Below are 22629 nucleotides of genomic sequence, written 5' to 3' on the forward strand. Positions count from 1 at the left end.
ACAACCGGGGAACGCAATCGTTAACGGCGGGCGCTGCGGATTATTGAGTTCCCTCGCGCCCTGCATCCTCACCCGGGGCAGGTAAGATGACGCTTGCCTTGTCCGATTGGCCCCGCCCTGCCCCATGTCCACCCCTTTGCCAGGCCCTTCCGAACGCGCTGCCGAACCCCCTCTCGCCCGCGATCTGCGCCGCGACCGGTGGCGCGTGGTCGTGGCCTACCTGGTCCTGGCCCTGGTCTGGATCCTGTGCAGCGACGCGGCGGTCAAGGTGGTGGCCGGTGATCTGCAGACGGCCGCGCAGTGGCAGACCATCAAGGGCACGTTCTTCGTGGTCGCCAGCGCCGCACTGATCTATCTGCTGCTGCGCCCGCTGGCCCAGCACGTGCTGCATACCCACGCGCGGCTGGAGCATTCGGAAACGCGCCACCGGCAGATGTTCGAGGGCAACCCCGGCCCGATCCTGGTCTATGACCTGGAATCGCTGGCGATCCTGGACGTCAATCCGGCTGCCGCAGGGTTCTTCGGTTTCAGCCGCGAGGCCTTCACCGCGATGCCGATCACCGCGTTGTGGCCGCCCGGCCACGAGGCGATGCTCGAAGCCAAGCTGGAGCATATCCGCGCCCATCCCGAGCAGCTGTGCGTGATCACCGCCGATCTGCGCCTGAGCGATGGCAGCACACGGCGCATGGAGATGCGCAGCAACTTCATCGATTACGGTGGCCGCCGCGCGCGCCTGCTGATCGCGATCGACCGCACCCGCGAAGACCAGGCCCTGCTGCGCCGCGACCAGGCCCTGGCCCGGGTCGAGGAAGCGCACGAAATGGCGCGCATCGGTGCCTGGGAGATCGACCCGGCCACGGGCCTGGGCCGCTACGCCAACCAGGTCTATCGCCTGCTCGGCCGGCGCCCGCCCGAGGCCCGGCGCTGGCACCGCTTCGACGAGCTGCTGGTCCCGGCCGATCCGGCCACGGCGGCGCTCAGCGAACAGCTGCTGCAGGAGATGAGCTCCGGCGAGCCGGTGCAGATCGATGTGCTGCTGCCGCTGCTGGCGATGGACGGGCGCGCCCTGATGGTGCACCTGCGCGCGGAAAGCGGCCAGGATGATGCCGGGCGCCCGCGGGTGCTCGGCACGCTGCAGGACGTCACCGAGCGCGAGCAGTCGCGGCGCCTGCTGCGCGAGCGCGAAGAACAGTTCCGCGAGCTGGTACGGGTGCTGCCCGACGGCGTGGTGATCCTGTCCGAAGAGCACGTGCTGTATGCCAACGCGTGCGCGGCCACCCAGTTCGGCTATGGCCACAACACATTGCTGGGCGAGCCACTGGCCGCACTGGTCACCGCCGATGATCTGCCCCGCGTGCGCGCCCAGCTGTTCGCGCAGTTGCCGCCGCAGAGCGCGGGGGCTGGCGAGGTGATCGGCATGCGGCGCTTCAACGGCCACGCCTTCCAGGCCGGCCTGGCGGTCGGCGACGTGCGCTACGGCGGGCGCGACTGCAAGCTGCTGATCGTGCGCGACCTCAGCGAGCCCGAGCGCATCCGCGAGGCGCTGGAAACCAGCAACCGCGAGCTGCAGGCCATGGCCGGGCGCCTGTTCTCGCTGCAGGAAGACGAGCGCCGGGCCATCTCGCGCGATCTGCACGACGACATCGGCCAGGCGATCACCGCGATGAAACTGTCCGCGTATGCCGCGCAGGACGAGCAGGATGCCGCCCGCCGCGACGAGGACCTGGCCCAGATCATCCAGTTGGCCGACGCGACCGTCGGCAAGCTGCGCGACATCTCCACCCTGCTGCGCCCACCGCAACTGGACGCGCTGGGCCTGGAAGCGGCCCTGCGCTGGCAGGCCGGCGTGCTGTTCCGCTCGGCGGCGATCGAGCTGCTGCCGGATATCCAGTCGCTCCCGCGGCGGCCGGCCGGCGACATCGAACAGGCCTGCTTCCGCATCGCCCAGGAAAGCCTCACCAACGTACTGCGCCACGCACGCGCCAGCCAGGTCAACCTGCACCTGCGCGATGTCGACGACCATGGCCTGCACCTGCAGGTGCGCGACGACGGCGAGGGCTTCGACCCGGACGGCCCGCGCGGGCTGGGCCTGATCGTGATGCGCGAACGCGCGCAGAGCGTGGGTGGCACGCTGCGCATCGAATCGGCGCATGGTGCCGGTACCCTGATCGACCTTTACCTGCCGTACCGCGCCACCGGCGCGACGGCTCACGACGCACTGGAACACTGAGCTCATGTGGAACCCTTCTCTGCCCCTGGTCAGCATCGAAGATGCCCCGCCCCGCCTGGGGGCCGGCAATCCCGAACTGCAGGCGATGGTGACCGAAGCCGCCTCGGGCGGCACGCCGCTGATGCTGATGCACGTGGATATCGACCACTTCGCCTCGGTCAACGAGAACATGAGCGCCGAGGTCGGTGACCAGGCGCTTGTGCTGGTCGCCCAGCGGCTGCAGCACCACCTGCGCGGCCGCGGCAAGCTGTGGCGGCATGGCAGCGACGAGTTCCTGCTGGCGGTGCCGCGCACGGCGGACATGCCGCTGCCGGAGGACCTGGCCGAGGAGATCCGCCAGCAGCTGGAGCTGCCCCTGTCGGTGTTGCCGTACACGCTGTTCATGACCGGCAAGCTGGGCGTGAGCCTGTGCCCGGAGCATGCCACCGGGGTGTCGCGCCTGCTCGACCATGCCGAGGACGCGCTGTACCAGGCGGCCCGCGAAGGCGGCAACGCGGTGCGCATCCATGCGGTGGACACGCCCTCCAGCGCGCACAGCGAGAGCATCATCGCGCGCCAGATTGTCGACGCGATCCCCAATGGCGAGCTCAAGCTGCGCTACCAGCCGCTGGTCAGTGCCCGCGACGGCCACGTGGTCGGCATGGAGGCGCTGCTGCGCTGGCAGTCCCCGACCCTCGGCATGCTGGTGCCGGAGCGCTTCATGCGCACCGCCGAACGCCTGGGCATCATCGTGCAGATCGGCACCTGGGTGCTGGAAGGCGCGCTCAAGCAGGCCAAGCTGTGGCGCGACCAGGGCTTCGATGACTTCACCATCGCGGTCAACGTCTCCACCCTGCAGCTGCTGCGGCCCAACTTCTTCGCCGAGGTGATGTCGCTGATGCAGGCCGCCGGCGTCCCGGCACAGATGCTGACGCTGGAGATCAACGAAAGCGCACTGACCAACAACGTCAACTTCGTCCACGAAACCCTGGTCAACCTGCGCAATGAAGGCATCAGCCTGAGCCTGGACAACTTCGGCACCGGCGACTCCAGCCTCAGCGCGCTGGTCCGCTATCCGGTGGACAAGCTCAAGATCGACCGCAGCTTCATCAAGAGCGCGCCCGCCGGCAACCGCGAAGCGGCCATCGCGCGCGCGATCATCGCCATGGGCCACCAGCTGGGCATGACGGTGATCGCCAACGGGGTGGAATCGCAGGCACAGCTCGGCTTCCTGCGCCGCAACGACTGCGATGTGTTCCAGGGCTACCTGTTCGGTGAACCGATGTCGGCCGATGCGGCCGGCATGACCCTGCGCCGGCGCTACCTGCGCCCGGAGGCCTTCGCCGAGACGCGTCCCGACCGGACGCTGCTGCTGCTGGACGACGAAGAGAACGTGCTGCGCTCACTGGTGCGCCTGTTCCGTCGCGATGGCTACCGGATCCTGGCCGCGGGCAACGTGCGCGATGCGTTCGACCTGCTGGCGATCAACGACGTGCAGGTGATCCTGTCCGACCAGCGCATGAGCGACATGAGCGGCACCGAGTTCCTGGGCCGGGTGAAGATGCTCTATCCGGATACGATCCGGCTGGTGCTGTCCGGCTACACCGACCTCAACACGGTGACCGACGCGATCAACCGCGGCGCGATCTATCGCTTCCTGACCAAGCCGTGGAACGACGACGAACTGCGCAAGCACATCCACCAGGCGTTCCGCACGCATGAAGAACAGCGGCGTGCCAACACCGCCCCGGTGGCTGCCGCGCCGACCGCCGACTGAAAGGCGCGCGGCCCGGTAGTGCCGGCCGCTGGCCGGCTCCAAGGGATAGCTGATGTCTGCGAGGAGCCGGCCAGCGGCCGGCACTACCCATGTCCGATCGCTGCGAGGAGCCGGCCAGCGGCCGGCACTACCCGTGTCTTATCAGCGCGGCTGCTTGATCGGCAGCACCAGCCGGAACCGGGAGCCCACGCCCGGCGTGCTGTCCAGGTCGATGCGGCCGTGGTGCTTGTTGATGATGCTGTAGGAGATCGACAGGCCCAGGCCGGTGCCGCTGCCGACCGGCTTGGTGGTGAAGAACGGATCGAAGATGCGCTGGCGCAGGTCCGGCGAGATGCCGCCGCCGGTATCTTCGAACTCCACCCAGACCGTATCGCCGTCCACCCCGGTGCGCACGTTGATCGTGCCGCGGTCCGCGATGGCGTGGCCGGCGTTGAGCAGCAGGTTCATGTAGACCTGGTTCAACTCGGACGGCAGGCACTCCACCAGCGGGAGTTGGCCGAACTCGCGGTGCAGGGTCACCTTGTACTTGAGCTCGTTCCAGATGATGTTGATCGTGGATTCCAGGCCCGCATGCAGGTCGACCAGCTTCCACGACTCATCGCGGCCGGAATACGAGAAGTCCTTCAGGTCGCGCACGATGCGCGTCACCCGCTCGATGCCCTCGCGCGATTCGGCCATCAGCTGCGGCAGGTCGCGGCTGATGAAGTCGATGTCGAAGCGTTGGCGGATGTCGTCGATTTCCGGGATCAGCGCCTTCGGGTCCGGCGCACGCAGGGCCCGCTCGTAGGCTTCGATCACGGTGAACAGGCTGCGCAGGTACTCCTGCAGGCTGCCCAGGTTGGAGTGCACGTAACCGATCGGGTTGTTGATCTCGTGCGCCACGCCGGCGGCGAGCTGGCCGATCGAGGCCATCTTCTCCGACTGCAGCAGCTTTTCCTGGGTGCCGTTGAGGCGCAGGTAAGCCTGGCGCAGCTCGGCATGGCGCTGCTGCAGCTCGCGCTCGTAGTCTTCCTGGCCTTCGATGCGCCGGAACAGCGCCAGGTAATGCCGCTGGCCGCCATCGTCGTGATGGTAGACGTGGGCGATGACCATCCGCTCGCCGACCGGCAGGCTGCCGTTCCAGTGGCCGTTGAGGCGCGCCTGTTCCAGCGCGTCGGGCGGCAGCAGCTGGCGCAGCCATTGCGCCGGGGTCAGCTCGGCGTCGCGCTCGGCCTGGCCGAGAATTTCGCTGACCGCGGCATTGGCCAGGGCCACGCTGCCGTCTTCGCGGAACAGCAGCACGCCCTCCTTGATCCGTTCAAACAGGGCAAGCAGGACCGGGTGCGGAGGCAACGGCGCGGTGACAAGGGCGGAAGTTACGGTCACGGTCACATCGAGGCAGCAGGAAACAGGCGCTCAATATACGCGGTGACGTTCACATCGGCAGCACGGGGCCGCCAGACGGGGGAGATCAGGCGACCGCGAGCGGCCGCCGGGTGTTGAGCGTGTGCGACTGGCCCTTGGCATCGTACGCCGCCGCATCTTCGCTGCGGCCGAGCTGGCGCAGCGCCCAGTTGACCTCACGGCGGCGCCGCGAGAGCAGCACGCCGTTGGCGCGGTTGCGCTCGGCCAGCTCCTGCACGCGCTCGGCCTGGCCGAGCGGCAGGGCCGCCTCGAGGGCCCGCAGGGCCTCCAGCTTGGCGCCCGTCGCGCGGATCAGGGCCTGCACGTCATGCTCGACCAATGCCTGGCGTTCGACGTCCAGGGCATCGCTGAGGCGCTGCAGCGGCTCGCTCATCGCCAGCTTCATCCCTGCAGCTGCTGGTCCAGCTCAAGCATGCGCGACGCGATCGCGTCGGGGTTGATCTTGTAGGTGCCGTTCTGCAGCGAATCGCGCACGGCCTGGACACGGGCCGCGTCGATCGCCGGGGCCGTGGACAGTTCGCGCTGCATCGCCTGCAGGCTGGTGGCTTCGCCGGTCAGGCGCAGGCTGTCAGCGGCTTCCACCGGGCGGGCCGGTGCATCGGTGCTGACGCTCGGCTTGTTGCCCGGAGCGACGCTGCGCAGATGGGCGGTGGCCTGCAGGTTGCCGTCGATTTTCTGGCTCATGGAGTTGTCCTGGGAATGCGGTTCACAAGGGATAACGGCCGGTCGGGCGCCATCTTTAGGGGAATATTGCAGGTTTTACGGGAAATGTGGCCCGTATTCACAATCGTGTTCAGCGCGTCACTAAAACGTCACCGCTGGCCGCGACGGTGCCCTGCACGATCTTGCGCGAGGAAAGGTTCTCGACCGAGACCCGCTCGTTCTCGCCGGCATCGGCCATGGCGCGTCCGGCTACCCGGACCTCCACCCCGCCCCGCCGCGACACCAGCGCGACACTGTCGCCCCGGCGCACCAGCCGCTGCGCGACCAGATCATTGGCCGAGAGCAGGCTGCCGGCGCTGAGGGTCCTGCGCGCCACGCGGCCGACGGCGGCGGCCGGATCGGCCAACGCAGCACCGGCGATCCGGGCCGCATCACGCTGGCCGGTAGTGATATCGGCCGCCGACAGGGTTTCTCCAGCGGCCACGCCCCGGTTGAGAATGAGTACGGTCTGGTTGCGGCGCACCTTTACCGGCACGAAGAGGCGCCAGCCGCCCGCATCGGGGCAGCTGACCTCCACGGTGCTGGTGCCGGTCGGCTGGGCTGCCAGCGGCTGGCCACAGGCGGGCAGGCGCAAGGCCGAGTCCAGCGTGGTGTCGCCTTCACTGCCGGCCGGCAAGGTGCCCAGCGCCGCCTGGCGGATGCTGTCCACCGGCTGCCAGGCACCGGCCGCCCAGGCGGGTGCCGCCAGCAGCAGCGCGGCAAAGACAAGAGAACGCATGGGCACTCCAAGGGCAAGGAACATGCGCAGCACGATGCAAGCCGCATGCCGAACCGGCGCGTACGCCGCGCTCAAGTCATCGCCACCGCCGCCGATACCAAGCCCATGTCCCATGACCTGCTCAACCGCATCGACCAGCGTACGCGACTGGCCGGCCACAATCGTCTGGCCCTGCTGCTGTTCCGGCTGGGTGGACGTCAGCTTTTTGGCGTGAATGTCTTCAAGGTGCAGGAAGTCCTGCGCCGTCCGGGCCTGTTCCAGGTACCCGGGCTGCCCAGCCAGTTCGCCGGTGTGGCCGATGTACGTGGCCGTTCGGTGCCGGTGCTGGACCTGGGCCTGGCGATCGGCCACCCCGAGCGTGAGCCCGATGCCGACAAGGCGCCGGGCTATCTGGTGGTGACCGAGTTCAACCGTTCGATCCAGGGATTCCTGGTCAGCGGTGTGGAACGCATCGTCAACATCGCGGTGGAGGACATCCATCCGCCGCCGGAGCTGGGCGCTGAATCGAGCTACCTGACCGCGGTCACCCGCTTCCAGGGCGAACTGATCCAGGTGATCGACGTCGAAAGCGTGCTGGCCGACATTGCCGAGATCCGCGGCGAGGCAGTGCTGGACCCCTCCATGGCCCTGCCCGCCGATGCCCCGCCGATGCAGGTGCTGGTGGTGGACGATTCGCGCGTGGCCCGCCAGCAGATCCGCAGCGTGCTCGACCAGCTGGGGGTCGGGGCGACCCTGCTCTCGGACGGCAAGCAGGCGCTGGACCACCTGCTGCAGATCCACGCGTCGGGCGAAAACCCCGCCGAGCGCTACGCCATGGTCATCTCCGATATCGAGATGCCGGCGATGGACGGCTACACCCTGACGACGGAAATCCGGCGTCACCCGGGCCTGGCCGGCCTGTACGTGCTGCTGCATACCTCCCTGTCGGGCGTGTTCAACAACGCGATGGTCGAGCGGGTCGGGGCGAACGCCTTCGTGGCCAAGTACTCCCCGCATGAACTGGCCGACTTCCTGCTGGACCGCCTGCGCAAGGTGGCGATGGCGGCGTAACCGGCGGTCGACTGGCCGTCGGTCCGTCGTCCCCGGTTGGCTTGGGTCACATCCACGCAAGGCGTGGATCTACCCGGCCCCTCCCCTCTGGCGCCCCTCTGGCACGCCGCTTGCACTGCCCCAGGCATCGTCCCGTGGGAGTGCGTCATGCCCAATCTGATTTCGAACTATCTGGGTGTCCATGCCCAGGCCATGCCGTTGCGCGAGCAGCGGATGAAGCTGATCGCCAGCAACCTGAGCAACGCCGACACCCCCGGGTACAAGGCCCAGGACCTGGACTTCGATGCCGCCCTGCGCAACGCCCAGGGACTGGATGCCAATGGTCTGATGAAGACCACCAGCGAGAAGCACTATGAGATCGGCGGCGGGTTGAACCCGTTCCAGATCGCCAAGGACGGCGTGCAGCCGAGCATCGACGGCAACACCGTCGACCCGGATGCCGAACGTGCCGCCTACGGCCGCGCCGCGCTGGAATACCGTGCTTCGCTGAGCTTCGTCGAATCCAAGGTGCGCTCCATGCTCACCGCGATCACGGGGCAATAAGCCATGAGCAACCTGCCCATCTTCGATATCGCCGGCTCCGCGCTGCAGGCGCAGTCCGTGCGCATGAGCACCATCGCCTCCAACCTCTCCAACGCCGACACCGTCGCCGGCTCGGCCGATGCGGTCTACAAGCCGCTGGAGCCGATCTTCCAGTCGGTGACCAGCCGCACCGACCCGAACATCACCACGGTGCAGGTCAAGGAGATCAGCCAGAGCAACGCCGCGCCGATCCAGCGCTACGAGCCCGGCCACCCGATGGCCGATGCCGACGGCTACATCTACCAGCCCGACGTGGACCCGGTCGCGCAGATGGTCAACCTGATCTCGACCTCGCGCAATTACCAGGCGGGCGTGGAAATGCTGACCACCGCCAAGGAACTGGCGCTGGCCACGCTGACCATGGGTCGCTGACCCTCTTACCGCAGGAATCCACTCCCATGAGCAGCACCAACGGCGTTGGCCAGAACAGCAGCGACATCTACACCGCGCTGGGCCTGAACGCACCCAACAGCGATACCAGCAAGAAGAAGAGCACCCTGGACCAGGCCGATTTCATGCGCCTGATGACCGAGCAGCTGCGCCACCAGGATCCGCTCAAGCCGATGGACAACACCCAGATGGTCGCGCAGATGGCGCAGCTGTCGCAGGTCCAGGGCATCACCGACCTCAACAACACGGTCAAGGGCTTCCAGGATTCGATGTCCAGCGACCAGATCCTGCGCGGCGCGGCCCTGGTCGGCCACGAAGTGCTGGTGCCGTCGGAGAAGCTCGCGCTGGAGAAGGAAGGCGATGTCACCGGCATGGTCGCCGCGCCCGGCGCCGGCTTCGTGACGGTGGACATCACTGACGCCAACGGCGTCAAGGTCAACCAGATCAGCGTGGAAGCCAAGGCCTCCGGCGAAGTCACCTTCGACTGGGACGGCAAGGATGCCAACGGCAACCGCATGGCCGAAGGCACCTACACCATCGCGGCCTCGCACACCGATACCGCCGGCACCAAGACCAAGCTCAACACCTACGTGCAGGCCCCGGTGGAGAGCGTCACGGTCGGTACGGACGGCCTGTACCTCAACCTCAAGGGTCTGGGCACGGCCCCGATCGACTACGTGCTCCGCATCAGCTGAGCCGCCCCACCCGCATCCACAGGAGCATCCCATGGGCTTCAACGTCTCGTTGTCCGGCATCAACGCAGCCAATGCCGATCTGAACGTCACCGCGAACAACATCGCCAACGTCAACACCACCGGCTTCAAGCAGTCGCGCGCCGAGTTCGCCGATCTGTTCTCGGCCACCAGCTACGGCCTCTCCAAGAATGCGGTCGGCTCGGGCGTGCGCCTGACCAACGTCGCCCAGCAGTTCTCGCAGGGCAACAACGAACAGACCGGGCGCAGCCTGGACATGGCCATTTCCGGTGAGGGCTTCTTCACCCTGAACATGAACGGTGCGCGCGTGTATTCGCGTGCCGGCAACTTCCAGACCGACCAGGCCGGTTATGTGACCAACCCGCAGGGTGCGCGCCTGCAGGTGTTCGCCCCGAACGCCGACGGCACCAACTTCGATGCCGGCCGCCTGACCGACCTGCAGCTGCTGACCACCGACAGCCCGCCCAAGCAGACCGGCAAGGTCGATGTCAGCTTCACCCTGCCGGCCAACGCCAAGGAACCGACGGTCGACACCTTCGACCCGACCGATTCCAACAGCTACAACCACTCCACCGGCGGCATCACCGTGTATGACTCGCTGGGCGTGAGCCACACCCAGACCTCCTACTTCGTGAAGACCGGAAACCCGAACGAGTGGCAGGTCTACAACTATGTGGACGGCAAGGCGGCCGGTACCCCGACCACGCTGCAGTTCTCCGACGGCGGCGCACTGACCAGCCCGGCCAACGGCCAGATCGTGATGGATCCGTTCACCCCGACCACCGGCGCCGGCGTGCTGTCGATGTCGCTGAACCTGAGTGGTTCGACCCAGTACGGCGAGAAGTTCGCGCTGCGCAACACCCAGCAGGACGGCTACGCGGCAGGCAAGCTCAACGAGATCACCGTCTCCGAGGAAGGCATCGTCTACGCGCGCTATTCCAACGGCGACGACAAGCCGCTGGGCCAGGTCGCACTGACCACCTTCAACAACGCGCAGGGCCTGGAAGCCAAGGGCAACAACCTGTGGACGGAGAGCTTCGCCTCCGGCACGCCGCGCACCGGTTCGCCGGACAGCTCCAACCTGGGCAAGATCCAGGCCGGTTCGCTGGAAGCCTCGACGGTCGACCTGACCGAGCAGCTGGTCAACATGATCACCGCCCAGCGCAACTTCCAGGCCAACTCGCAGATGGTCTCCACGCAGGACCAGATCACCCAGACCATCATCAACCTGCGTTGATGAGCCACTGACCGCAACACGGGAAAAACACCGATGGACAAGGCACTCTACGTCGCGATGACCGGTGCACGTGCGTCCCTGCAGGCGCAGGGCACGCTGTCGCACAACCTGGCCAACACCGACACCCCCGGCTTCAAGGAGGCGCTCGCCAACACCGAAGCCTTCCCGATCAAGGGGACCGGCTACGCCTCGCGCGTGGATGCCCTGCACGTGGACGCCGGCTTCAACCGGCGCATGGGCGCACAGCAGATCACCGGCAACCCGCTGGATCTGTCCCTGCAGGCCGGCAACTGGCTGGCCGTGCAGGCGCCCGGCGCCAATGGCGGCGAAGCGTATACCCGCGGTGCGGCCCTCTCGATCACGCCCAATGGCCAGTTGGTGACCGCCGGCGGCCATCCGGTCCTGGATGAGAACAGCAACCCGATCGCGATCCCGCCCCACCAGGCGATGGACATCGGCAACGACGGCACGATCTCGATCATTCCGCTGGGCGAAGGCCCGCAGACGATGGCCAACATCGGCCGCATCCGCGTGGTGCAGGCCGAGGATGCGCGACTGGAGCGCGGCCTGGACGGGCTGATGCGCAACACCGACCCGCAGCAGGCGTTCGTGCAGGCCCAGGGCAAGTCGCTGGAAAGCGGCCAGCTGGAAGGCAGCAACGTCGATGCGGCCGGTGCGCTGGTGCAGATGATCCAGCTGCAGCGCCAGTACGAAATGCAGGTGAAGGTGATCAAGCACGGCGACGACAACGCCCGCAGCGCCAACAGCCTGCTGCGCCTCGGCAGCTGATCGCCCCGGTGACGTAATCCCGGCGCAGTTGTGGCACGCGCCATGCATTGCCCTTCGCAAGGGCCGCACCATGCGGCCATCCGCTACAACACAGGAATGACGCCATGAACCAGGCATTGTGGATCGCCAAGACCGGACTGGATGCGCAGCAGACGCGCATGTCGGTGGTTTCCAACAACCTCGCCAACACCAACACCACCGGTTTCAAGCAGGACCGTGCCAGCTTCGAAGACCTGCTGTACCAGCAGGTCCGTCAGCCGGGCGGTGCCTCGTCGGCGCAGACCCAGCTTCCCTCGGGCCTGCAGTTGGGTACCGGCGTGCGCGTGGTGGCCACCTCCAAGAATTTCGAGCAGGGCAGCCAGCAGCAGACCGGCCGCGCGCTGGATGTGATGGTCAATGGCCGCGGCTTCTTTGAAGTGCAGATGCCGGACGGTTCCTCGGCCTACACCCGTGACGGCTCGTTCCAGCGCAACCAGGATGGCGAGCTGGTCACCAACAGCGGCTACCCGGTGCAGCCGGGCATCCAGATTCCGGAAGGCGCGCAGTCGCTGACCATCGGTACCGACGGCACCATCAGCGTGAAGATGGCCGATGACGCCGCCTCGGTGGAAATCGGCGCGCTGACCCTGACCGATTTCGTCAATCCCGCGGGCCTGCAGGCCCGTGGTGAAAACCTGTTCCTGGAAACCACCGCCTCCGGCCCCGCGCAGAACGGCAATCCCGGCCTCAACGGCCTGGGCACAGTGGTGCAGGGCGCGCTGGAAGGCAGCAACGTCAACGTGGTGGAAGAGCTGGTCTCGATGATCGAAACCCAGCGCGCCTACGAAATGAACGCCAAGGCGATCTCCACCACCGACGCGATGCTCGGCTATCTCAACCAGAACGTCTGATCGGTCGCCCCGGGAACCTGCCATGTCGCGTCTTGCCCCTACCCTCCGCCTGCTCGCCGCCGCCGTCATCGTCGCCACCTTGAGTGGCTGCGTGATCGCCGGCGATGTGCGTCCCTACCCGGCCATGGCCCCGGTCGAACCGGTCATGCCGCCGTCGGCCCAGGCCACGGCCGGGGCGATCTACGCCGCCGGCCCGGGCCTGCAGCTGTACTCGGACCGTCGCGCACGCGATGTCGGTGACCTGCTCACGATCACCCTGACCGAGAACACCACCGCGCAGACCACCGCCAACACCTCCACCTCGAAAGAGTCGGAGCTGAGCATCGGCACGCCGACGATCTTCGGTGCACCGGTGACGCTGGGCGGCAAGGACATTCTCAGCGCCAGTGCCGCCGGTTCGCGCGATTTCACCGGCAAGGGCACCAGCGCGCAGAGCAACCGCCTGCAGGGCAGCGTGACCGTTACCGTGATCCAGCGCCTGCCCAACGGCAACCTCGTCGTGCAGGGCGCCAAGAACCTGCGCCTGAACCGTGGCGATGAGCTGGTGCAGGTGCAGGGCATCGTTCGCGCGGCGGACATCTTCCCGGACAACACCATTCCCTCCAGCCGTGTTGCCGATGCCCGCATCGTCTACGGCGGCCGCGGCGCGATCGCCCAATCCAATGCGATGGGCTGGTTGAGCCGCTTCTTCAACTCGGCCTTGTCGCCGTACTGAGCCTGACATGACTTTCTTTCTCTCCCTGTTTGGGCAGCGACGCATGGCGTCGCGCTACAACACGGCGCGGGCGGTGCTGGCGCTGCTGGCCGTGTTCGCCCTGGCTGCGCCTGCTTCCGCCGAGCGCATCAAGGACCTGGCCCAGGTCGGCGGCGTGCGCGGCAACGCGCTGGTCGGCTATGGCCTGGTGGTCGGTCTGGATGGCAGCGGCGACCGCACCAGCCAGGCGCCCTTCACCGTGCAGAGTCTGAAGAACCTGCTCGGCGAACTGGGCGTCAACGTGCCGGCCAATGTCAATCCACAGCTGAAGAACGTGGCGGCCGTGGCCATCCACGCCGAACTGCCGCCCTTCGCCAAGCCGGGCCAGCCGATCGACATCACCGTCTCATCGGTGGGCAACGCGGTCTCGCTGCGCGGTGGCTCGCTGCTGATGGCACCGCTGCGCGGTGCCGATGGGCAGGTCTATGCGATCGCCCAGGGCAACCTGATCGTCGGCGGCTTCGGGGTGCAGGGCAAGGATGGCTCGCGGGTCTCGGTCAACGTGCCCAGCGTCGGCCGCATTCCCAACGGCGCCACCGTGGAGCGCGCCCTGCCGGACGTGTTCAGCGGCGGCGGCGACATCACCCTGAACCTGCACAAGAACGACTTCACCACGGTCTCGCGGATGGTGGCGGCGTTGAACAACGCCTTTGGCGACGGCGCTGCGCGCGCCATCGATGGCGTCACCGTGTCGGTGCAGTCGCCGTCCGATCCGGGCGCCCGCATCGGTCTGCTGGCCCGTATCGAAAACCTGGAACTCACGCCAGGCAGCGCGCCGGCCAAGGTGGTGGTCAATTCGCGGACCGGCACGGTGGTCATCGGTTCGCAGGTGCGCGTCGGCGCGGCCGCGATCTCGCATGGCTCGCTGACGGTGACCATCAACGAGAACCTCAACGTCAGCCAGCCGGGGGCGTTCAGCGGCGGCCAGACGGCGGTCACGCCACAGTCGACCATCACCGCGACCAACGATGGCAGCCGCATGTTCAAGTTCAACGGCGGCACCACCCTGGATGAAATCGTGCACGCGGTGAATGCCGTGGGCGCCGCCCCGGGCGATCTGATCGCCATCCTGGAAGCCCTCAAGCAGGCCGGCGCGCTCAGCGCCGAACTCGAGGTGATCTGACATGCGCATCCAACCGGCCCTGGAACTCAATCCCGCCCAGCCCAACAGCCCGGCCAAGGTCGACAAGGTCGCCCGCCAGCTGGAGGGCCAGTTCGCGCAGATGCTGATCAAGAGCATGCGCGAGGCGAGCTTCGGCGATTCGCTGTTCCCCGGCGAAAACACCATGTTCCGCGAGATGTACGACCAGAAGATCGCCGACGCGATGACCCGCGGCCGTGGATTGGGCCTGTCGAGCATGATCGCGCGCCAGTTGGGCGGCGCCGAAGGCGACGCGGCCAAGCCGGTCGACACCACGCTCAACCCGGCCGCCGCCCTGCGCGCCTACCGCCTCAACGCACCCGCCGCGGCCATGCCGCTGCCGGCCAGCGCCGCGCCGTCGGTGCCGCGCGAGGTCGATCTGCTGCAGCAACTGGGTGGCGGTGAGCCTTCCGCCGTGCTGCAGCCGATGGAACGCGCCCTGGACCTGATTGCCGGCCGGGAGAGCAGCCAGATGCATGAGGCCATCGGCCGCAATGATCCGTACGCGGCGGTCGCGGAAACCGATCCGGCCGCGGCCGACTGGGCGATGGCCGATGACCGCTGGAGCGGCGTCAACCGCACCGCGACGGCCGGCCCCAGTGCGGTCGACAGCCTGGCCGCCTCCACCGCCGCCGCTGAACTCGGTCCGCATACCCCGGCCGGCTTCGTCGCCAGCATCTGGGGTCACGCCCAGCAGGCCGCGCGCGAACTGGGCGTGGATGCCAAGGCACTGGTCGCCCAGGCCGCACTGGAAACCGGCTGGGGCCGCAAGCTGGTCCGCCGCAGTGGTGGCGACAGTTCGCACAACCTGTTCGGGATCAAGGCCAATGGCTGGCAGGGCGAGCGCGCCACCAGCGGCACCCACGAATACGTCAACGGCGTGCGCCGCAACGAAACCGCGAGTTTCCGCGCCTACAACTCGGTGGGCGAGAGCTTCGCCGACTACGTGCGCCTGCTGAAAACCAGCCCGCGTTACCAGAACGCCCTGCAGGCCGGCAGCGACGTGCGCAGCTTCGCCCAAGGGCTGCAGCGCGCCGGCTATGCCACTGACCCGACCTACGCAGCCAAGATCGCCGCGATCGCCGGCGGCCCGACCATCGAGCGCGCCGTCGCCGCGGTGAGCGATGCCGGCCAGCGCCTGGGCCGCACTTTTGCCAGCACCGCCAGCCCGACCGGGCTGGGTGTCATCCGTCGTTGAGGTAATCCATGTCCAGCGTACTCTCCACCGGCACCAGCGCCCTGCTCGCCTTCCAGCGGGCGCTGGCGACCACCAGCCATAACGTCGCCAACATCAAAACGCCGGGCTACAGCCGGCAGAAGGTGGACTTCGCCACGGCCGACCCGCAGAACTACGGGTACGGCGACGTGGGCAATGGCACCCGCATCACCGATGTCCGCCGCGTCGCCGATCAGCTGGCGATCTCGCGGCTGCTCGATGGCAGCGGCGAACTGGCGCGCCTGAAGCAGCTCTCCACCATGGCCGACCGTGTCGATGCGATGTTCTCGGACAAAGCCACCAACGTCGCCGGCGTCTGGTCGAACTTCTTCGATTCGGTCAGCGGGCTCTCCTCCAATGCCTCCGGCAGCGCCGACCGGCAGAACATGCTGGACAGCGGCAAGACCCTGGCCAACCGCTTCCAGCAGCTCAATACCCAGCTCAACAACCTCAACGGCGAGGTCAACAACGGCCTGATCGCCGGTGCCACCGAGATCAACCGGCTGGCCCAGGAAATCGCCCAGCTCAACGGCGCGATCGGGGGCAATGCGGCGACCGCCGCACCGGACCTGCTCGACCGCCGCGACCAGCTGATCGCCAATCTCGTCGGCTACACCGGCGGCACCGCGGTGATGCAGGACGGCGGGCTGATGAACGTCTACACCGCCGGTGGGCAGGCGCTGGTGGTCGGCACGACGGCCTCCAAGGTCACCACCGTGACCGACCCCTACCAGCCCGAGCGGCTGCAGCTGGCGCTGGAAAGCCAGGGCCAGAAGATCACCATCGAGGGCAAGACGCTCGGCGGCCAGATCGGCGGCCTGCTGGAGTTCCGCGACACGGTGCTGACCCCGGCCCAGGCCGAGCTGGGCAAGCTGGCGATCGGCATGGCCAGCAGCTTCAACGATGTCCACCGCCAGGGCGCGGATCTGTACGGCAACATGGGCGGTGACTTCTTCACCATCGGCAACCCGCGCATCACCGCCAACAGCGCCAACACCGGCACGGCCAGCATGAGCGCCAGCTTCGGTGATCTGTCCAAGCTGGACGGCCAGAACATCGTGATGAAGTTCGATGGCACCCAGTGGCAGGCCACGCGCGCCGACACCGGCGCCAGCATTCCGATGACCGGCAGCGGCACCGCGGCCGACCCGCTGGTCCTCAATGGCGTCTCGCTCGTCATGAGCGGCACGCCGGCCAAGGATGACCGCTTCCTGCTGCAGCCCACCGCAGGCGTGGCCGGCGGCATGGAGGTGGCGATCACCGACACCTCCCGCATCGCCGCCGCCGCACCGATCAAGGGCACCGCCGCGATGGCCAACACCGGCAGCGGCAAGCTGACCGGCGTCAAGGTGACCGATCCCGACAACGCCGCGCTGCGCAATCCGGCGGCGATCGTGTTCACCAGCGCCACCGAATACACCATCAACGGGGTCGGCCCGAACACCTACACCGCCGGCCAGACCATCACCGCGAACGGCTGGAGCTTCGTCCTCGATGGCGCGCCCAAGCTGGGCGACACCTTCAACATCGGGCCGACCCCGGCCGGCTCCTCGGACAACAGCAACGCCCTGCTGCTGGCCAAGGTCGAGCAGGCCAAGACTTTCAATGACGGCACGGTCACACTCAGTGGCGCGCTGGGCGGCCTGACCACCCAGGTCGGTGCGGCCGCCCGTTCCGCGGAGTATTCCCTGCAGGCACAGCAGGTGATCACCGACCAGGCCCAGGCCGCACGCGACTCGATCTCCGGCGTGAACCTGGATGAAGAGGCCTCGGACATGCTCCGCCTGCAGCAGGCCTACCAGGCCGCCTCGCAGCTGATCTCCACGGCCGACAACATGTTCCAGACCATCCTCGGAGCCGTCTCGCGATGAACAACCGCATTTCCACCGGCATGATGTTCAATCAGTCGGTGTCCCTGATGCTTGCCTCGCAGGCGAAGATGAGCCACCTCGAGCGCCAGATCGCCACCGGCAGCAAGATCGTGTCGGCCAAGGACGATCCGGTCTCGGCCGGCAGCGCGGTCGGCTTGGACCGTACCCTGGCCTCGCTGGACCGCATGCAGCTCAATGCCGGCAACGTGCAGAACCGGCTCGGCCTGCAGGAAAACGCGCTGGCCCAGGTCGGCGACATGATGGGCCGCATCACCGAGCTGACCATCTACGCCAACAACCCCGGGCTGGCCGCGGCCGACAAGCAGTCCCTGGTCACGGAAATCGAGGCGATCCGCGGCAATCTGCTCGCGGTCGCCAACAGTACCGACGGCACCGGCCGCTATCTGTTCGGTGGTACGGATGATGGCAGCCCGCCGTTCAGCCAGGTCGATGGTCGCGTCGTCTACAACGGCGACCAGAACCAGCGCCAGGTCGAAGTCGGCCCGGACACCTACGTGCAGGATGCCCTGCCCGGCAGCGAGATTTTCATGCGCATCGTCACCGGCGACGGGCATGTGGACGGCAAGGCGGGCGTCGGCAATACCGGCAAGGGCGTGCTGACCAACGTCACCCGCGACGGCGATGGCAGCTGGAACGGCGAAGGCTTCAGCGTGCGCTTCACCGCCGCCGATGCCTACGATTTGCTGGATGCCGGCGGCAACGTGGTGTCCAGCGGCACTCTGAAGGCCGGCGACGACGTGGTGGTCAACGGCGTGCGCCTGCATATCGACGGTGCGCCGGCGGCGGGTGACACCTTCGAGGTCAGCCCGGCCGCCAGCCGCGACATCTTCGGCACGCTGGATTCACTGATCGGCGCACTGAAGATGGATACCGGCACCCCCGCCCAGCAGGCGGCCCAGCAGAACCTGCTGCAGAGCGGCCTGCGCGACGTGGCCCGTGCCTCGGAGCGCATGATCGACTCACGCGCCGCCGGCGGTGCCCAGCTCAAGGCGCTGGACAACGCGTCCGACATGCGCGAATCGAACGTCGTCACGCTCAAGACCACGCTCTCGCAGATGCGCGACCTGGACTACGCGGACGCACTGAGCCAGTACCAGCTGGAGAAGACCGCCCTGCAGGCGGCGCAGACCCTGTTCTCGCAGATGCAGTCCATGTCGCTGTTCAACATGATCCGCTGACCGCTCCTACACCCTGGGTTGGCCTGAAGGCCGCGATGCATTGAGCATCGCGGCCTTTTTCGTTCTGGGGCGTGAAATCGGCCCGCCTCCGCCTTCCCCGCAAATCCGCTTGAATCTCTGCCTAAAGGTTGTTGACAAAGCGCCGTTATTGATTTGGCAACAGCGAAGCACACAGCCAAAAACAAAAAAACGGCGGCGCTTCGTTCCATTCACCACCGGGATTCCATTAAGGGAGACGACCCATGGCACAGGTAATCAACACCAATACGATGTCGCTCAACGCTCAGCGCAACCTGAGCACCAGCGGCAACTCGCTCGCTACCACCATCCAGCGCCTGTCGTCGGGCCTGCGCATCAACAGCGCGAAAGACGACGCCGCCGGCCTGGCCATCAGCGAGCGCTTCGGCACCCAGATCCGCGGCACCGATGTCGCGATCCGCAATGCCAACGACGGCATCTCGCTGGCCCAGGTCGCCGAAGGCTCCCTGAGCGAAATCGGCAACAACCTGCAGCGCGTCCGCGAACTGGCCGTGCAGGCGTCCAACGCGACCAACTCCGCCAGCGACCGCAAGGCCCTGCAGGCCGAAGTCACCCAGCTGGTCAGCGAAATCGACCGCGTCGCCAAGCAGTCCGACTTCAACGGCACCAAGCTGCTGGACGGCAGCTTCACCAGCCAGCTGTTCCAGGTCGGCGCCAATGCCGGCCAGGCCATCGCCATCAACAATGTCGTCGATGCCAAGGCCAGCTCGCTGGGCAACGCCAAGTTTGCCGCACCGGTCGACAGCACCGCCGACGTCGGCACCATCACCGACCTGGCCGGGGTGACCATCAACGGCGCGGCCATCGGCACCATCACCGGCAAGACCACCGCCGAGTTTGCCGCCTCCGCCGCCGCCCAGATCAACAGCAAGATCGGCGAAGCCGGTGTCTATGCCGAAGTGGTCACCACCGCCGGCACCCCGGACACCCACCGCCTGAAGCTGACCTCGGTCCAGGCCGACCGCGACCTGGTCATCGACGGCGCCGCCCAGCTCGGCCTGGCCGATTCCACCGCCGCCGCGCCCAGCTCGGTTGCCGCCACCGCGACCTCCAGCTTCGTGCAGGACCTGGACGTCTCGTCCTACGTCGGCGCACAGAAGGCCCTGGAAATCGTCGACAAGGCACTGGAATCGGTCAACAGCGTGCGCGCCGACCTCGGCGCCATCCAGAACCGCTTCACCTCCGTCGTCGCCAATCTGCAGACCTCCTCGGAAAACCTGTCCGCTTCGCGCAGCCGCATCCGCGACACCGACTTCGCCAAGGAAACCGCAGAGCTGACCCGCACCCAGATCCTGCAGCAGGCCGGTACGGCCATGCTGGCCCAGGCCAACCAGGTGCCGCAGAACGTGCTCAGCCTGTTGCAGCGCTGACATGAGCCGCTCCTGAAGCACGTCATGAGCGTCTAACCCAACTCACGTGCAACCGCTCAAGGACCTCTTCCCATGGCACAAGTCATCAACACCAATACGATGTCGTTGAATGCTCAGCGTAACCTGAGCACCAGCGGCAGCTCCCTGGCCACCACCATCCAGCGCCTGTCGTCCGGTTCGCGCATCAACAGCGCCAAGGACGACGCGGCTGGCCTGGCGATCTCCGAGCGCTTCGGCACCCAGATCCGCGGCACCGACGTGGCCATCCGCAATGCCAACGACGGCATCTCGCTGGCCCAGGTCGCCGAAGGTTCGCTGACCGAAATCGGCAACAACCTGCAGCGCGTCCGTGAACTGGCCGTGCAGGCGTCCAACGCCACCAACTCGGCCAGCGACCGCAAGGCCCTGCAGGCCGAAGTGACGCAGCTGGTCAGCGAAATCGACCGCGTGGCCAAGCAGTCCGACTTCAACGGCACCAAGCTGCTGGACGGTTCGTTCTCCAGCCAGCTGTTCCAGGTCGGTGCCAACGCCGGCCAGGCGATCGCCATCGACAAGGTCGTGGATGCCAAGGCCAACGCGCTGGGCGGCGCGAAGTTCGACAGCAACTCGCTGGCGCTGCTCGATCCGGGCACGAATGCCGACTTCAAGACCAGCGGCATGAAGATCAACGGCGTAGACATCGCCAATGTCGACGTCAAGCAGGGCGCTGATGCCGCCGCTACCGGCAAGGCCTCGCGTGAAGCGCTGGTCAGCGCGATCAACGCCAAGATCGGTGAAACCGGCGTCTACGCCGAAGTCAACGGCACCGCCGGCGTCACCCTGACCTCGGTCAAGGACAGCGTCAACACCGACGGCACCTTCAAGGCGATCACCGCGACCCCGGGCACCTGGACCGGTGGTGCGGCAGCGCCGACCTTCACCGCCACCCTGGCCACCGCCGCACCGGCCAACGAGTATGCCAGCGACCTGGATGTCAGCACCGTCAAGGGTGCACAGCAGGCACTGGAAATCGTCGACAAGGCGCTGGGTTCGATCAACAACACCCGCGCCGACCTCGGTGCCATCCAGAACCGCTTCACCTCGGTCGTGGCCAACCTGCAGACCTCCACGGAGAACCTGTCCGCATCGCGCAGCCGCATCCGCGATACCGACTTCGCCAAGGAAACCGCAGAACTGACCCGCACCCAGATCCTGCAGCAGGCCGGTACGGCCATGCTGGCCCAGGCCAACCAGGTGCCGCAGAACGTGCTCAGCCTGCTGCGCTGATCCACGCCTGCCGCGTCGGCGCCGGTCTGACCGGCGTCGACCCCGACGTCCCGTGTTCCACCCACGCCTGAAGGAACTCCCATGGCACAAGTCATCAACACCAACACGATGTCGTTGAATGCTCAGCGCAACCTGAGCACCTCCGGCAGTTCGTTGGCCACCACCATCCAGCGCCTGTCGTCCGGTTCGCGCATCAACAGCGCCAAGGACGACGCGGCTGGCCTGGCGATCTCCGAGCGCTTCGGCACCCAGATCCGCGGTACCGACGTGGCCATCCGCAATGCCAACGACGGCATCTCGCTGGCCCAGGTCGCCGAAGGTTCGCTGACCGAAATCGGCAACAACCTGCAGCGCGTCCGTGAACTGGCCGTGCAGGCGTCCAACGCGACCAACTCCGCCAGCGACCGCAAGGCCCTGCAGGCCGAAGTCACTCAGCTGGTCAGCGAAATCGACCGCGTCGCCAAGCAGTCTGACTTCAACGGCACCAAGCTGCTGGACGGTTCGTTCTCCAGCCAGCTGTTCCAGGTCGGCGCGAACGCCGGCCAGGCGATCGCCATCGACAAGGTCGTGGATGCCCGCGTCGAGTCCCTGGGCACCAGCACCTTCGCCACCGGCGCCACGGCTGCCGTTGCCGCGGTCGCCACCGACGTGCGCTTCGGCGGCAAGGTGATGGGCGTGGATATCGGCACGGTCGAGGTCAAGAATGGCGCCACCGTCGGTGACGCCGCCAAGGCGATCGCCACCGCGATCAACGGCAAGATCGGCGAAGCCGGCATCTACGCCGAAGCCAACACCGACGGCACGCTGAAGCTGTCGTCGGTCAAGGAAGGCAAGGCTGTCGTTGCCGCAGACATCGCCCTGACCCGCAGCAACTACCAGGCGGCGACCACCGACTGGAGCGCCGCTGCGGCCACCAGCGCGTACACCGCCGGTACCGCCACCGATGCCAACGCACAGAAGCTGGATGTCAGCTCGGTGCTGGGCGCACAGCAGGCGCTGGAGATCGTCGACAAGGCGCTGGGTTCGATCAACAACACCCGCGCCGACCTCGGCGCCATCCAGAACCGCTTCACCTCGGTTGTGGCCAACCTGCAGACCTCCACGGAGAACCTGTCCGCATCGCGCAGCCGCATCCGCGATACCGACTTCGCCAAGGAAACCGCAGAGCTGACCCGCACCCAGATCCTGCAGCAGGCCGGTACGGCCATGCTGGCCCAGGCCAACCAGGTGCCGCAGAACGTGCTCAGCCTGCTGCGCTGATCCCGTTTGATCCGAAGGCGCCGGGCAACCG

General features: G+C 67.2%; 21 protein-coding genes. 17 read left to right on the forward strand and 4 right to left on the reverse strand.

Going from position 1 to position 22629, the window contains the following annotated elements; all coding sequences use genetic code 11:
* The first annotated feature begins 124 nt into the window (after nt 1-124).
* Nucleotides 125-2230 carry a PAS domain S-box protein gene (locus tag HH110_RS07075; protein WP_176989006.1) on the forward strand — a complete coding sequence of 702 codons (2106 nt, stop codon included), beginning with the start codon at nt 125-127 and terminating at the stop codon, nt 2228-2230.
* Nucleotides 2231-2234: 4 nt separating this feature from the next.
* The gene (locus tag HH110_RS07080) at nt 2235-3986 is read left to right on the forward strand and encodes an EAL domain-containing protein (RefSeq protein WP_176989007.1); all 1752 of its coding nucleotides are present in this window, start codon (nt 2235-2237) and stop codon (nt 3984-3986) included.
* A gap of 141 nt (nt 3987-4127) precedes the next feature.
* Here the strand turns inward: HH110_RS07080 and HH110_RS07085 are convergent, their stop codons facing one another.
* From HH110_RS07085 to flgA, 4 genes are all read right to left on the reverse strand, one after another.
* Complete coding sequence (locus tag HH110_RS07085; RefSeq protein WP_176989008.1) at nt 4128-5351, reverse strand: ATP-binding protein; 1224 nt, start codon at nt 5349-5351, stop codon at nt 4128-4130.
* 85 nt (nt 5352-5436) lie between these two features.
* Nucleotides 5437-5769 carry a flagellar protein FlgN gene (locus tag HH110_RS07090; RefSeq protein WP_172407607.1) on the reverse strand — a complete coding sequence of 111 codons (333 nt, stop codon included), beginning with the start codon at nt 5767-5769 and terminating at the stop codon, nt 5437-5439.
* Between the two features lie 2 nt (nt 5770-5771).
* A complete protein-coding gene (gene flgM, locus HH110_RS07095; protein WP_088435084.1) occupies nt 5772-6074 on the reverse strand; it encodes a flagellar biosynthesis anti-sigma factor FlgM in 303 nt (100 codons plus the stop codon).
* A 109-nt stretch (nt 6075-6183) separates the two neighbouring features.
* Nucleotides 6184-6831, reverse strand: coding sequence for a flagellar basal body P-ring formation chaperone FlgA (flgA, locus tag HH110_RS07100; protein ID WP_176989009.1), 648 nt, complete (start codon nt 6829-6831; stop codon nt 6184-6186).
* Nucleotides 6832-6936: 105 nt separating this feature from the next.
* Between flgA and HH110_RS07105 the strand changes: the two genes are divergently transcribed.
* The 15 genes from HH110_RS07105 to HH110_RS07175 all read left to right on the forward strand — a co-directional run bounded on the left by HH110_RS07105 (nt 6937) and on the right by HH110_RS07175 (nt 22598).
* Nucleotides 6937-7881: a chemotaxis protein gene (locus tag HH110_RS07105; RefSeq protein WP_176989010.1), complete on the forward strand. Its 945-nt coding sequence runs from the start codon at nt 6937-6939 to the stop codon at nt 7879-7881.
* A 147-nt stretch (nt 7882-8028) separates the two neighbouring features.
* On the forward strand, nt 8029-8424 hold the full coding sequence (gene flgB / locus HH110_RS07110; RefSeq protein ID WP_176989011.1) for a flagellar basal body rod protein FlgB: 396 nt from the start codon (nt 8029-8031) through the stop codon (nt 8422-8424).
* 3 nt (nt 8425-8427) lie between these two features.
* Entirely contained in the window at nt 8428-8835 is a 408-nt protein-coding gene (gene flgC / locus HH110_RS07115; protein WP_176989012.1) for a flagellar basal body rod protein FlgC, read from the forward strand.
* Nucleotides 8836-8861: 26 nt separating this feature from the next.
* Nucleotides 8862-9548, forward strand: coding sequence for a flagellar hook capping FlgD N-terminal domain-containing protein (locus tag HH110_RS07120; protein ID WP_176989013.1), 687 nt, complete (start codon nt 8862-8864; stop codon nt 9546-9548).
* 31 nt (nt 9549-9579) lie between these two features.
* On the forward strand, nt 9580-10803 hold the full coding sequence (flgE, locus tag HH110_RS07125; protein WP_176989014.1) for a flagellar hook protein FlgE: 1224 nt from the start codon (nt 9580-9582) through the stop codon (nt 10801-10803).
* A gap of 33 nt (nt 10804-10836) precedes the next feature.
* Entirely contained in the window at nt 10837-11592 is a 756-nt protein-coding gene (locus tag HH110_RS07130; RefSeq protein ID WP_176989015.1) for a flagellar basal body rod protein FlgF, read from the forward strand.
* Nucleotides 11593-11696: 104 nt separating this feature from the next.
* Nucleotides 11697-12482: a flagellar basal-body rod protein FlgG gene (gene flgG, locus HH110_RS07135; protein WP_102788470.1), complete on the forward strand. Its 786-nt coding sequence runs from the start codon at nt 11697-11699 to the stop codon at nt 12480-12482.
* A gap of 22 nt (nt 12483-12504) precedes the next feature.
* Nucleotides 12505-13197, forward strand: a complete 693-nt coding sequence (gene flgH, locus HH110_RS07140; RefSeq protein WP_176989016.1) for a flagellar basal body L-ring protein FlgH — start codon at nt 12505-12507, stop codon at nt 13195-13197.
* A 43-nt stretch (nt 13198-13240) separates the two neighbouring features.
* Nucleotides 13241-14359 (forward strand): flagellar basal body P-ring protein FlgI, encoded by a 1119-nt coding sequence (locus HH110_RS07145; RefSeq protein ID WP_176989151.1) that lies wholly within the window; start codon nt 13241-13243, stop codon nt 14357-14359.
* Between the two features lies 1 nt (nt 14360).
* A complete protein-coding gene (flgJ, locus tag HH110_RS07150; protein ID WP_176989017.1) occupies nt 14361-15575 on the forward strand; it encodes a flagellar assembly peptidoglycan hydrolase FlgJ in 1215 nt (404 codons plus the stop codon).
* 8 nt (nt 15576-15583) lie between these two features.
* Nucleotides 15584-17464, forward strand: coding sequence for a flagellar hook-associated protein FlgK (flgK, locus tag HH110_RS07155; protein WP_176989018.1), 1881 nt, complete (start codon nt 15584-15586; stop codon nt 17462-17464).
* Nucleotides 17461-18663 (forward strand): flagellar hook-associated protein FlgL, encoded by a 1203-nt coding sequence (gene flgL / locus HH110_RS07160; protein WP_176989019.1) that lies wholly within the window; start codon nt 17461-17463, stop codon nt 18661-18663. Before flgK ends, flgL begins: the two co-directional genes overlap by 4 nt.
* A gap of 242 nt (nt 18664-18905) precedes the next feature.
* A complete protein-coding gene (locus tag HH110_RS07165) occupies nt 18906-20072 on the forward strand; it encodes a flagellin (RefSeq protein WP_176989020.1) in 1167 nt (388 codons plus the stop codon).
* 72 nt (nt 20073-20144) lie between these two features.
* The gene (locus HH110_RS07170; RefSeq protein ID WP_176989021.1) at nt 20145-21338 is read left to right on the forward strand and encodes a flagellin; all 1194 of its coding nucleotides are present in this window, start codon (nt 20145-20147) and stop codon (nt 21336-21338) included.
* 81 nt (nt 21339-21419) lie between these two features.
* Entirely contained in the window at nt 21420-22598 is a 1179-nt protein-coding gene (locus HH110_RS07175; protein WP_176989022.1) for a flagellin, read from the forward strand.
* Nucleotides 22599-22629: the final 31 nt, after the last annotated feature.

This window comes from Stenotrophomonas sp. SAM-B, assembly GCF_013387485.1.
Classification (GTDB): Bacteria; Pseudomonadota; Gammaproteobacteria; order Xanthomonadales; family Xanthomonadaceae; genus Stenotrophomonas; species Stenotrophomonas maltophilia_AA.

Coding starts and splice junctions, on each gene's coding strand:
- HH110_RS07075 (WP_176989006.1), top strand. CDS start 125: ATGTCCACCCCTTTGCCAGGCCCTTCCGAACGCGCTGCCGAACCCCCT.
- HH110_RS07080 (WP_176989007.1), top strand. CDS start 2,235: ATGTGGAACCCTTCTCTGCCCCTGGTCAGCATCGAAGATGCCCCGCCC.
- flgM (WP_088435084.1), bottom strand. CDS start 6,074: ATGAGCCAGAAAATCGACGGCAACCTGCAGGCCACCGCCCATCTGCGC.
- flgA (WP_176989009.1), bottom strand. CDS start 6,831: ATGCGTTCTCTTGTCTTTGCCGCGCTGCTGCTGGCGGCACCCGCCTGG.
- HH110_RS07105 (WP_176989010.1), top strand. CDS start 6,937: ATGTCCCATGACCTGCTCAACCGCATCGACCAGCGTACGCGACTGGCC.
- flgB (WP_176989011.1), top strand. CDS start 8,029: ATGCCCAATCTGATTTCGAACTATCTGGGTGTCCATGCCCAGGCCATG.
- flgC (WP_176989012.1), top strand. CDS start 8,428: ATGAGCAACCTGCCCATCTTCGATATCGCCGGCTCCGCGCTGCAGGCG.
- HH110_RS07120 (WP_176989013.1), top strand. CDS start 8,862: ATGAGCAGCACCAACGGCGTTGGCCAGAACAGCAGCGACATCTACACC.
- flgE (WP_176989014.1), top strand. CDS start 9,580: ATGGGCTTCAACGTCTCGTTGTCCGGCATCAACGCAGCCAATGCCGAT.
- HH110_RS07130 (WP_176989015.1), top strand. CDS start 10,837: ATGGACAAGGCACTCTACGTCGCGATGACCGGTGCACGTGCGTCCCTG.
- flgG (WP_102788470.1), top strand. CDS start 11,697: ATGAACCAGGCATTGTGGATCGCCAAGACCGGACTGGATGCGCAGCAG.
- flgH (WP_176989016.1), top strand. CDS start 12,505: ATGTCGCGTCTTGCCCCTACCCTCCGCCTGCTCGCCGCCGCCGTCATC.
- HH110_RS07145 (WP_176989151.1), top strand. CDS start 13,241: ATGGCGTCGCGCTACAACACGGCGCGGGCGGTGCTGGCGCTGCTGGCC.
- flgJ (WP_176989017.1), top strand. CDS start 14,361: ATGCGCATCCAACCGGCCCTGGAACTCAATCCCGCCCAGCCCAACAGC.
- flgK (WP_176989018.1), top strand. CDS start 15,584: ATGTCCAGCGTACTCTCCACCGGCACCAGCGCCCTGCTCGCCTTCCAG.
- flgL (WP_176989019.1), top strand. CDS start 17,461: ATGAACAACCGCATTTCCACCGGCATGATGTTCAATCAGTCGGTGTCC.
- HH110_RS07165 (WP_176989020.1), top strand. CDS start 18,906: ATGGCACAGGTAATCAACACCAATACGATGTCGCTCAACGCTCAGCGC.
- HH110_RS07170 (WP_176989021.1), top strand. CDS start 20,145: ATGGCACAAGTCATCAACACCAATACGATGTCGTTGAATGCTCAGCGT.
- HH110_RS07175 (WP_176989022.1), top strand. CDS start 21,420: ATGGCACAAGTCATCAACACCAACACGATGTCGTTGAATGCTCAGCGC.